This window comes from Desulfosporosinus sp. I2 (genome assembly GCF_000960765.1).
Lineage (GTDB): Bacteria > Bacillota > Desulfitobacteriia > Desulfitobacteriales > Desulfitobacteriaceae > Desulfosporosinus.
This window is the reverse complement of the sequence record NZ_JYNH01000156.1, coordinates 1-11,143: the sequence shown is the minus strand read 5'-3', so window position 1 is coordinate 11,143 and position 11,143 is coordinate 1. Positions and strand designations below refer to the sequence as shown.

At 41.4% G+C, this 11,143-nt stretch carries 8 protein-coding genes and 1 pseudogene; 1 reads left to right on the top strand and 8 read right to left on the bottom strand.

Going from position 1 to position 11,143, the window contains the following annotated elements:
- Nucleotides 1–223: 223 nt before the first annotated feature.
- Nucleotides 224–415, top strand: a complete 192-nt coding sequence (locus UF75_RS29410) for a hypothetical protein (RefSeq protein ID WP_207642496.1) — start codon at nt 224–226, stop codon at nt 413–415.
- 175 nt (nt 416–590) lie between these two features.
- Here the strand turns inward: UF75_RS29410 and UF75_RS22165 are convergent, their stop codons facing one another.
- The 8 genes and pseudogenes from UF75_RS22165 to UF75_RS22130 all read right to left on the bottom strand — a co-directional run.
- Entirely contained in the window at nt 591–1,040 is a 450-nt protein-coding gene (locus UF75_RS22165; RefSeq protein ID WP_045576713.1) for a hypothetical protein, read from the bottom strand.
- Nucleotides 1,016–1,282 (bottom strand): hypothetical protein, encoded by a 267-nt coding sequence (locus UF75_RS29405; RefSeq protein ID WP_045576712.1) that lies wholly within the window; start codon nt 1,280–1,282, stop codon nt 1,016–1,018. Before UF75_RS29405 ends, UF75_RS22165 begins: the two co-directional genes overlap by 25 nt.
- Before the next feature lie 176 nt (nt 1,283–1,458).
- The gene (locus UF75_RS22155) at nt 1,459–1,737 is read right to left on the bottom strand and encodes a CPCC family cysteine-rich protein (protein ID WP_242860383.1); all 279 of its coding nucleotides are present in this window, start codon (nt 1,735–1,737) and stop codon (nt 1,459–1,461) included.
- Between the two features lie 5 nt (nt 1,738–1,742).
- The gene (locus UF75_RS28625) at nt 1,743–2,273 is read right to left on the bottom strand and encodes a hypothetical protein (protein WP_156146561.1); all 531 of its coding nucleotides are present in this window, start codon (nt 2,271–2,273) and stop codon (nt 1,743–1,745) included.
- A 441-nt stretch (nt 2,274–2,714) separates the two neighbouring features.
- Entirely contained in the window at nt 2,715–3,488 is a 774-nt protein-coding gene (locus UF75_RS22145; protein ID WP_045576710.1) for a tetratricopeptide repeat protein, read from the bottom strand.
- Between the two features lie 77 nt (nt 3,489–3,565).
- The gene (locus tag UF75_RS22140; protein WP_045576709.1) at nt 3,566–6,298 is read right to left on the bottom strand and encodes an RHS repeat-associated core domain-containing protein; all 2,733 of its coding nucleotides are present in this window, start codon (nt 6,296–6,298) and stop codon (nt 3,566–3,568) included.
- The gene (locus UF75_RS22135; protein ID WP_045576708.1) at nt 6,295–10,431 is read right to left on the bottom strand and encodes an RHS repeat protein; all 4,137 of its coding nucleotides are present in this window, start codon (nt 10,429–10,431) and stop codon (nt 6,295–6,297) included. Before UF75_RS22135 ends, UF75_RS22140 begins: the two co-directional genes overlap by 4 nt.
- A pseudogene (locus UF75_RS22130) lies at nt 10,416–11,143 on the bottom strand (hypothetical protein); the annotation flags it as partial. The gene UF75_RS22135 and the pseudogene UF75_RS22130, both read right to left, overlap by 16 nt.

Sequence of the window (11,143 nt, the reverse complement as noted above, 5' to 3'; positions counted from 1 at the left end):
AACGGCTGCGGGCGTATTGTCTGGAACCCGTAGATCATAAGGCTTTTATAAAATCACTCTATCACAGTTACACAAGAACTCAAGAGATAATGTATATTATCTCTTGGGCTTATCTGCTGCGATGGTGTGCCCATAATTTCGTCGTTCTGGAGGCTTCACGCCTAGTGACGTGCGGTGCATCCACGTCATCGCGGAAAAGGATACCTACGAGGTACTAGAGATCGTGGAGACAGTTGCGAGCGACAACCAAGGGGAAGAGCTGGCCTCACAATGTGGACAACCCTTCCCCATTTTTTTGCGCTTTGAAAGTGCCATCAATAGACATGCTCGCTGCAAAATTCGGCTGAAGTCACTGCAAAAGAAAAAGGGTCCAGCTGACTTTTCGCTGGACCCTTTTTCTTCATCAATCTGTTAGAATCGTTGTACTGAATATCTTGCTGCAGAATTATTATTATGTAGTCAGCTTTTTTCGTCCGTCAGATGAAATATTTGGCATATATACATATACATGGCTATTATTCTAATAGCAGTGGCATTTGCAGAGATTTTTCAAACACACTGTTGTTGACTTCTACATTTTATGTTCATCACTAAAGGTAAGCGGCCATGGAGATTTTATATATTTTTTCTAATTGCTCGTTTAGTTCGCTTACAAACGCCTCAGTTCCCTTTAATAATTCCTCCAAACTGAACTCTTCTTCGACCCTAATTTTCTGCCAGTCAGAATGTATTTTCCAGTAACTACTTTCTTGTCTTTGAAAAACTAGTAAAGGGCTTTCACTATAGTCCATTGTCTCGTATTTGAAGTCTTCATAAATGCCTCTTTTTACTTTGCTAATCCAATTAGTAAGAAATATACCAAATTCAAGTAGTAAGATATAATCCTCTTGAAAAAACATCATATCATTTAGGCGAATTTCTAATAAGCCCTCTACATCAGCGAGTACCTTGTAGTTTTTAGTTGTAATGAGTTCCTTGTTCACCACTCTATTTGAGTCAATCTTAAACAAGATTATTATTTTATTGGATACGATGTCCATATCATTCCATCCCCTCCTACGATGGTTTGTATTTTAGTCTCCCCTCTAGTCCCAATTGTTTCACCTAAATCGGTGATAATCTTATATGAACCATCCTGATTATTGGGCAGAAACTGAGCTTTTCCAGAACGCAAGCCTTCCTCAACCCATTTATTTACCTGACTTTTGCTATTGGTTACGAATTTCTGCCATCGTCCACCAGCATCCATCAAATGCTTGTTCGAGACTGTGAAGTCACCCACATTGTCCGCCGCTCTAAATGCCGCTTGGGAAGCCTGCCTTAGTTCACTAGCTTCAACCGTCCCCTTAGGTATGAAACTGTACTTACTCTTTAAGAGGTGGTATCTGTCTTTCCAACATCTACAACCATATTATCATACAGTTTTTTGGAATAGTTGGTGCAGAGAGACCGCTATCACTAATCCTTAGATTCATTAGCCTCTATAAGTTCTTCAGGAAACGGATCTCTATTTAAATTTTTATCTTTATATTTTATCTTGGATACACCAATTGTTTTGTAGTTATATCTTGCTTCATTTAAAGATATTTTATTTGGGCCTATGCTAATGTCTGGATTCTTGTGAGCTACAAGATCATATTGCCATAAGCAGATTTCACAAATATCTACTATAACTTCATCTTCGCTCTTTATCGAATAATAGCCACAACATGGGCACTGTAATTTTTCCACATGCATTCTCCTTACTTCGGCATATAACTTTCCATTTGTTGGTTCCAATATTTCAGTCCCTCAACTGGTTTATAATATGTCGATATACCACCGTATTGATTAATAATCCCAAATTCATTAGTTGCAGTATCATATTGGAAATATGTTCCTCCCTCAGACGTAAACCCTTGCATTGTTTTTGTAGGAGATTTTTCAAAGAAATTTCTTGCACCTTGTAAATATTCATCTTCCATCGCAAATCCGAAGTCATCTGCATGATCACCAAAGTGCTTCGTAAGTTTTGTACCATTCACAAAATCAGCGCTAGTATTTCTAAAGCCTTGATAAGCTTCACTCCCCCCCTTACCAAAAAAACCTCCTATTTTACTTATAATTGGGTTAATAAATTTTCCAGCCGCTCCTAACGCTGCACCCCCAAGCATTGAAACATTTCCATAGACCATAGTATCAGCCATATCCTTATTAAACTCTACTTCTGCATCAGTAAGAAATGGTGTCCCTCCGTCAGATACTAGACCAATTGATCTTTTATATTCTAACATACTATTATTTAAGTCATTCCAAACGTAATTTCTCTGTTCTGATAATGTTGGGCGGTCTGTAAAGAAACCGAGCACATGCATATTACCATTGTGAGCTTCACTCGTCCTCTAAGGTGTGAAACTATAGTTGCTTTATAGGTGACGGCAGCTGTCTTTCCAACATCTACCACCATATTATCACAAAGGCAAGAGTATGGAACACTGCTCGCTTCAGAGATACTGCTGAATTCACTGCAATAGAAAATGGGCCCAGTTGCCTTTTCTCTGGACCCTTGTGCTACATCGGTTTGCTTGAATCGTTGTACGGGGAAAATTACTGCAGAATTATTATTATTATTATGCGGTTAGTTTATTATTACCAGGCTGACCAAACCACGGTCACTTATAACAAGAGAAGAACCTCATGAGAACATTTAGAAAAATACCTTGAGGTTTGGTATTTCAATCAGAAACTGAAGACCTACGAATAATTGCTTTTAATAACTTATTTGCTTCTTCGTTATTGGCATCAACTTTTGTTATGCGATTAATCCATTCACGAGCATTTTCCATATTTTTGATTCTGTAGTAACAGAATGCGATATCCAACATATTTTCAATGTTATCGGGTTCTACTTCGGACATGAAGAGAAACTTCTTTAGAGCATCAACGTAGTCTTTCCTAGCGAGGAAAACTAAACCTTGGTTTTTAATGGCATCTATGCAATTATTGTCATAGTCGTATGCAAGATTAAATTCTTTAAGAGCATTTTCATAATCATCCAATCTGAAATAACACATACCTAAATTTAAGTGTGTTTCAGACTGCTTATTATCAATAAACAATGATTTTTCATAATAGGTTTTTGCTCTTTCGTATTCTTTAATCTTATCGTAATAAACACCTAAATAATAATATGTATCTGCGTTATCAGGGTTTAATAAAATTGCTTTTTGAAAATACGATAAAGCTTGTTTAAAGTTTTCTGTTTTCAGATAAACTCTTCCAAGGTTAAAAAGAGGTCTTTCCCATCCAGGGTTGTTTTTGTTGAGCTTTCTAAAAGTACTAATGGCTGAAATATGATTATTAAGTTCTAGGTAACAACAACCAATATAATTCAAACAGTCATTTGACTCCTTCAATTCATAAGACTTTTTGAAATAACTTAATGCCTTTTCATATTGACTATTAATGTAATAAATTTCTGCTTTCTCATAATATTTTTCTGATGTCATCTTATACTCCTTCTGCCCAATTATTGGGGAACCGAGTGAACGCCTATACACAGACCATTCACTCAGTTAAATCTCCCTTACGGTACTGGCACTAAGTTTCTGGGTGGGAATAACCTTGACCCTTCAGAAAGAATTAAGTAGATAGATAATGCTCCACCTGTTAAACCTGTAATTTCACTAATTTTGTCTCTGAAGTTTCCATTTTTCAAGTCATTATAAGACTGATTGTCATCATTTCTACCGCCTTGTTTTGCGTCATGTAGTTCTCTTGATTGTTCCTCACGAGTAGCCCTGTCTTTACCCCACGCATCATCAATTTGTCTTGCCTCTCTCTTTTTAGCGTCACTTGACCGCCCTCGCTCCTTTACATTTCTATCATACAAATCGTCATACTGGTCATCATAATCATCACCAGCGTCAATACCAATCACTCCATTGGGTATGACAAGCCCCTGACCAGGATGGATAAAGGTGTTTTCAGGATCAGAAATCCCATTAGCGTTTGTAATCGCTTCAACAGATGTACCATAGGTTTGAGCAATGTCCCATAATGTATCTCCTGATTTGACAGTATAACTACGTACACCCACATCCTGTATTGAATAATTACCTATCCCAGCTTTAATCGTCCCCTGAGATTTGTAGTCCTGGATTTCAACTGCTGTTGCATTTGAATCCACCCCGGCTAGTCTTGTCGCACCGTTAGCATTTACATTCGCTCCTACTCCTCCACCCGCAGAGGTTCCACCTACAATTAAATCATCAGAATTTATAATTAATGATTTAGCTGTAGTTGTATCAATATACGTGTATCCTTTATCCCCCAATATGGATTTTGCACTTTGAATATCTGTTGGTGCACCATAAACTTTGGTATTTGTGGGGCTGTAGTTACTGATTGCCTGTGCCGTTGCAGCAGCATCATTCCCCAATAATCTAACTGCTCCGTTAGGATTACTCGATACACCTCCACCTGCTTTTTCGCCACCTACGATTATATCAGTCGATCTTATGTCTGAAGGATTTACGGATACTTTAGATGTATCCACAAATGTGTATCCGCTATTAGTTCCCATTATTTTTTGTGCATTTTGAATATCAATTGAAGCACCGTATACATTTACGTGCCCCGACGGATCACTAAACAGGATCGGATTATTAACGCAATACGTATACAAATTTAAACTCAACGGATCATTCGGCTTTCCAGTATACGTATCCTCACTTAAAAATCTTGCTGTCATTGGATTATAATATCTAGCCCTCAGGTAGTACAAACCTGATTCACTGTCATAAAACTCACCTGCATACCTTATGGCACTTGAATATTGCGGCTCAATCGTTAGTGTAGGATTGCCGAAGATATCATAATCATACTGGTTCTCAACGGTTCCATTTTCAGCAATCGTCTGGATGACATCCCCATGACCATTATACAGGAAATAGGACAGTTTGTTACTTCCATCGACCCTGCCGAGGTAATTTATTCCTAATAGATATCTTACCTTGACATTACTGCCACCGTCCGTTTCTAAGATGACATACTGTCGGTTATACAAATAATTGGTTTCTTCAGGGGCATAATTATTCGTCGATTTCTTGACGACCTTTTTAACTCTTAAATCCTCCCCATTATACGTGAATTCACTGGTCACTCTGCTGCCCGATTTTATTGCATCAACCTTAGTTAATCTGTTGAATCCGTCATAGGTGTTCTCCATTCTCTCCAGATTATTATCAAAGGTTGTCGAGCTGTCGCCATAATTAATGGCGTTTATTACCTCACCCACTGCAGCGTTATAGGCTTGTAAATACTCTGATTCCTGAGCTACTTGATTCCCGTTGTTATCAAACTGGTTATTGGTTATTCTGCGCAACACTTCCGTTCCGTCAGAGTTCTTCATTGTCTCCGTCACCTGCATCAGCGCATTGGTATCGGCATAAACATAATCGCTGTGCTTAATCGAATATTTGATGTTAGTTTGACTTGCTTGGTCGATATAGCCGCTGAACTGCTCGGAGGTATACGTCTCATCCAAACTTTGCCTGTTGCCTGCCTTGTCATAAGCATAGACAGTCGTTTTACCCGGTCCTGTAACTTGTTGGATTCTGCCATCCCCATCATACGTATAGGTGGTGGTTCCATAGTTATCTAGTTTGGTTTTTTGCAGACCATTGTCATAATAGGTATATTGGTAATTTGATACGGTACCTGACGGCGCAGTATTGGTCAGAGTCAGAAGTCTGTTGTTCTTATCATACTGATAGCTCTCTGTGATACCGCTGGGATAGGCAATGGCTTGTCGATTGCCATTCACGTCATAGGTGTAGGTTGTCGTCTTATCACTGCCGTTGACGGTATACTTCACGGTCCCCATCCTATTGGCTGTATCATAGGTATAGGTCGTGGTAAACCCTTTGCTGTCGACAACGGTCAGGGCATTTCCGGCTTTGTCATAGGTATAGGTTATTTGGTTGGTTCCGCCTTTAGCTACATTCAACAGCCTGTTATTGGCATCATACGAGTAAGAAGATACTCCTGAAACATCCGTCATCGTAGCCCGATTTCCGCTATTATCATAGGTATAACTTACCGAGTCGCCGGTTTGAGTCACTGATTTGGACAAGAGCCTATTCCCTAAATCATAAGTCATGATCGTTTCTTTGCTATTACGGTCGATTACGTCAGCGACATTCCCCGCCAGGTCATATTTATAAGTTGTGACTTTGCTTAAGGCATCAGTCTCTGTCTGCAGCACACTACCGCTGACATAACCATTGTAGGTAACTTTCTCTTTACCATTGGTCATGGTAAGCTTATTGCCGGCATTATCAAACTGGTAACAACTCCAACGCTCAAGGCGTCTGTAACCGTCAAAAGCTTGCCAACACTATTGTAAGTAAAGCTTGTCGGGTTATTAACTGCATCGGTTTGCTTGGTTTTTTCGCCATACTGGTTATACAGGTATTGAGTTGTAAACGCCACCCCTTTGACCTTGCCCTCCGGATCTAAGACCTTCACTAGTTGATTGGCATAGTTGTAGGTGTACTCGGTTCCGTATCTGGAACTATCATCGCTGCCGGAAAGATATCCTTTAGCGTCAATTTCCTTGATGAGATTGCTGTTTTCATCATAGACCTTTTCGTCAATCACTTGATTATACGGATTGGTAGCTGAATCGGGCTTACTTGGGTCATAGGGTGCTTTGACGGTTTGCAGTCGATTCAGGGTGTCATAAACATAGTTTGTCCTGTACCCGTTAGCATCGAGCAACGAGGTCTTATTGCCCGCCGGGTCATAGCCGTTTATCGCGCTCTTAATGAGGGTATTCGTCTTCAGACCTGCCAAGCTGATGATCTGCGCTTCGGTATAGGTTTTAAGGGACGGGTCCGTCTCGGAGTCCGTCAGGGTCAATGGCCTGTTCATACTGTCATAGGTCAATACAGTATAATATCCCCGTTCATTTTTGACAGCCTTTTTATTGCCAACTGCGTCATAGTAATATTTGGTGGATACATTGGTCCCGTTGACTTTATTGGTTACCGTTGCAAGCCTGTTCAAACTATCATAGCTGTTAGTAATGGTATACAAGTTGCGATTGGCTGTATCAGCAGTCAGATAACCATACGCTCTGGGGTCGATGGTTGAAGTCAGGTTTCCTAAGATGTCATAGGTATACCCAGTGATAATTTGGAGTTTACCGCTGTCCTGTAAAGCTGCCAGATTTGGCAAGGAGGCTGCGTTGTAGACATCGGCTTGATCCACCAGTTTGATGCTCTGAATCTTCCGGTCACGATTATCATAAATGTATTTCGAAACATCCGTATTGGAGGCATCTCGTTTGATTTCTACTTTGATCAGGTTCTTGTTGCGATCATAGTAGTTTTTCACGTAACTGCCACTGTTGCTTTGGGGGCTGGTATCTGTGGCCGTCTGCGGAAGGTTATTATCATAATAGGTATAGGCGGTTACTCTTGACGTGCTGTCCAAAGTCCCGGTCAACGTTTTCTGGGTGATATTGCCAACTTCATCGGTTACATAATTTACCATGGAAAAATTGCTGGCATCGAGGGAGGTTTTCTTCTGCTGCAGGTCATTGTCTGCATAGTAGCTGTAATAGGTGTAATGACCTCGTTGATCCTTGACCGAATTGAGATTGCCATTGTTAAAATATGCATTGACTATCGTATTTTGTTTGGCATCGGTTATTGTGCCTATTTTACCAAAGCCGTTGTAAGAATAGCTAGTTGTATTCCCCCTCTGATCTGTCTCGGAGGCCTTATAGCCACGTTTGTCATAGGAATAGGTGATATACCCGGTATCCGGATAGAATACAATTTGCAACGTTCCATCGGCATTATAAACGTATGACGTGGTATTTTGATTGGCATCTGTCCATGTGTCCAACTGCCCGGTCAGTAAATAGGTGAAGCTTTGGGAATTGCCCAAGGCGTCCGTTTGCTGTGTTTTTCGGTTGAAGGCATCATAGACATAGGTTGTACCTGGTGAGGTGTTGATATCCCCCGTATACCTCAAACCATCCACAACTTTTTGGACATTTCCGTTTCCGTCATAGCTACGGTACTCTAGGATAGCGCCTTCCGGTGATACTACGGACTGCAAGCGATTCATGCTGTTATAGGTATAGGACGTACCCGTCATAGTGGCGGCAAGGCTGGCCGTGTCTTTGGCTGAGTCATAGTAATTGGGCGATATTTCTTTTGTCTTATTACCTACCGGATCATAAATAGTTCTGGTTACGGCCGTCGTCCCATCCGATGCCGGGTCTTTTTTCCGAATCAATCTGCCCAAGAGATCGTAGTCATAGGAGCTGGATTTCCCTCTGGGATTGATTTGCTGGATCAGTTTATTTCCGGCATCGTAGAAATATTGAGTTGTATGGCTGCGTGCGTCTACCTGGGATTTAAGACGTCCCAAGTCGTCGTAAGTATAGTTGGTCGCATGGGTTAAGGCATCCGCTTCACTTGTTTTGTGGCCCACGTAGTCATAGGTGTAATTAGTCGCATAGAAGTTGGTCTTATCAGGGGTGACTTCGAACTGGATCAAGCGGTTGGATATATCGTAGTGGTTCTTCTTAATGTACCCGTCTTCATCGGTAACGTTGATTAATAGTGCGTTATTGCTGTCCGTATTTATGGTATATTGCAAGGTGGTTGATTTGACCATCCACGTGTCATCTGACCAGAAGGACTTTTGGGTGAGCCTGTTGGCGCTGTCATAGATAAATTGCGAACTATGCCCATAAGCATCCATTTCTTTGGTCTTATTGTTATTCGGATCATAGGTCAATTGGCGCAGTACATCCCATCGATATTCATTGACCTTTTCGCTGTATTGGAGCAGGTTTCCGAATATATCATAGGCATAGCGGAATTTGTTATTTTTTTGATCCGTGTATTCTATGACTCTGTTATTAAGCGATGCGCCATAATAGTCCATATAACCTAGGTAATCATAATAAGTATATTGTTTTTGACTTTGATCCGGATATTTAATGGCTATGATCCGCTGAAAAAGATCATAGGTATAGTCCGTCCTGTTGTTGTTCTCGTCAAAATCAGCGGTTTTTACTCCTGTGTTAAAATCATAACTATATTTCTTGGAAATTTGTGTGCCGTCTACTGTAGCGTATTCCCTGGTCAAATAGGCTCCGCCATAGTATACACCGTTATACTTAGCTGCCGTTCCGCCACGGTCAACGCCGTCCTCTTCTGTCCCATAAACATAGTTGGTTATATAAGTATTGGTCCCGTTATCGGCATAGTGAACCTTCTTTTGGGTCATATTGCCTAAGGAATTATACTGGAAATCGGTAACAATATTATTTCCCGTATGCACATTCCTCATCTGCGTAACATTGCCATTGGTTGAAGTAACGGTTGATTCAATTCTGCTAACAGTCGCGGCGTCCTGTTTCCAGGTTTTCGATGTGACTATGCTGAAATTGGGATCATAGGTATAGACTACAGTATGCTCGTTAACTGTGGTATTTTCCGGGGTTGTATAGGTGCTTCCCGTTGGATTGCCGTTTGGATCCCTGCTGGCTTCAGGCCCAGTGTACCGGGTCAGGTTCCCTTTGGCGTCATAGAGATAATTGTCAGTTTTGGTGATGGAACTGCCCGCCACGCCGTTAACCACGTTATAAGTGACAGTTTGCACTTTCTGCGGAAGCTTATTGGCATCATAGGTGGTTGTTGAGCTTTCTTTGTGATCGTTCCCGCTTTTTTCCACATTAACAGTCTCACCGATTCCGTTAAAAGTATAGTTTGTTTTTGCTCCACGTCCATCTGTAACTTGAGTATAATACCTATATGTATTTGCTAAATAAGCTTGATCATTGCCATTATATCCAGGATAGATAGACCAGGTGTTTGCAGACGGATTGAAGGTATACCCTTGGGGTTCATTAGTGTAGCTATATGAGTTTGATCTTAGTAATGTACCAGTAAATGAATTTTTATAAGAAACCTGAACTACCTTCCTATATTCCATACTCCCGCTGTAGCCACTGTACGATAACGGTTTTACAAACCTATACATGCGGTTATTTATGTCACCATAGCTGAAAAATTTATCCTCAAGACTTTTCAAATTACTTACATGAGTAATGTTTTGGTATGCATTTTGATTTGCATAATTTGTTCCATTTAAAAAGGTAAACCCAAAGTTTTGCCATTCATAATAATAATCGTATTTTTCCTTGCTGGCCCCGGTAATAGGCAAGGCCATATCAACATCATAGACACCTTTTATATTTGTTCTGACTATATGACCAGGGGTATCGGAAAATATGCCACCTTTGTCATATACAATGGTCTTGCCATTTGGCAGGGTAATAATAACCTGAAATTTGTAATCAAGATTGCCAGTGATAGTTGCCGTTGGGTCTTCTCTATAATCTAAACTTACTTGTCTGCCCATTCAGCAGTTCCGTTTGCCACATTAATATCACTAAGCGCATTTACCGCTGTGACCGTTACGGAGACCGTCAAAGTCAGCTCGGAAACCTGTACCGGTACAGACCTATTGTTTGTTGAGTTGTCCCCCAGTTGGGCATTGGTGTTTAAGCCCGTCGACCAGACCGTGCCGTCTGATGCCAGGAAGTAAGAGGAATTGCTCCCCGCTGCGACGGCGATTATCATCTGACTGCTCAGTCCCTGTACCTGAACCGGCACACTCTTGCTTATTAATGTACCGTCACCTAGTTGGCCGGAGGTGTTCAGCCCCACCGACCAGACTGTGCCATCTGATTCTAGGAAGTACGCAGAATTGCTCCCCGCTGCGACGGCGATTATCATCTGACTGCTCAGTCCCTGTACCTGAACCGGCACACTCTTATTTGTTTTAGTACCGTCACCTAGTTGGCCGGAGGTATTCAGTCCCACCGCCCAGACCGTGCCATCTGATGCCCGGAAATAACCGGAACTATACCCTGCTGCGATGGCGGTTACCGTCTTGCTGCTCAGTCCCTGTACCTGAACCGGCTGACTCTTGCTTATTATGGTACCGTCGCCCAGTTGGCCGGAGGTGTTCAGTCCCACCGCCCAGACTGTGCCATCTGATGCCTGGAAGTAACCGGAATATTGTCCCGCAGCGACGGCGGTTATTGTTTTACTGCTCAGTCCCTGTTCCT

Excerpts from the sequence above, each read along its gene's own strand:
- UF75_RS22135 (WP_045576708.1), bottom strand. The coding sequence starts at position 10,431 with ATGGGCAGACAAGTAAGTTTAGATTATAGAGAAGACCCAACGGCAACT.
- UF75_RS22140 (WP_045576709.1), bottom strand. The coding sequence starts at position 6,298 with ATGACCAATGGTAAAGAGAAAGTTACCTACAATGGTTATGTCAGCGGT.
- UF75_RS22145 (WP_045576710.1), bottom strand. The coding sequence starts at position 3,488 with ATGACATCAGAAAAATATTATGAGAAAGCAGAAATTTATTACATTAAT.
- UF75_RS22165 (WP_045576713.1), bottom strand. The coding sequence starts at position 1,040 with ATGGACATCGTATCCAATAAAATAATAATCTTGTTTAAGATTGACTCA.
- UF75_RS22155 (WP_242860383.1), bottom strand. The coding sequence starts at position 1,737 with ATGCATGTGGAAAAATTACAGTGCCCATGTTGTGGCTATTATTCGATA.
- UF75_RS28625 (WP_156146561.1), bottom strand. The coding sequence starts at position 2,273 with ATGTTAGAATATAAAAGATCAATTGGTCTAGTATCTGACGGAGGGACA.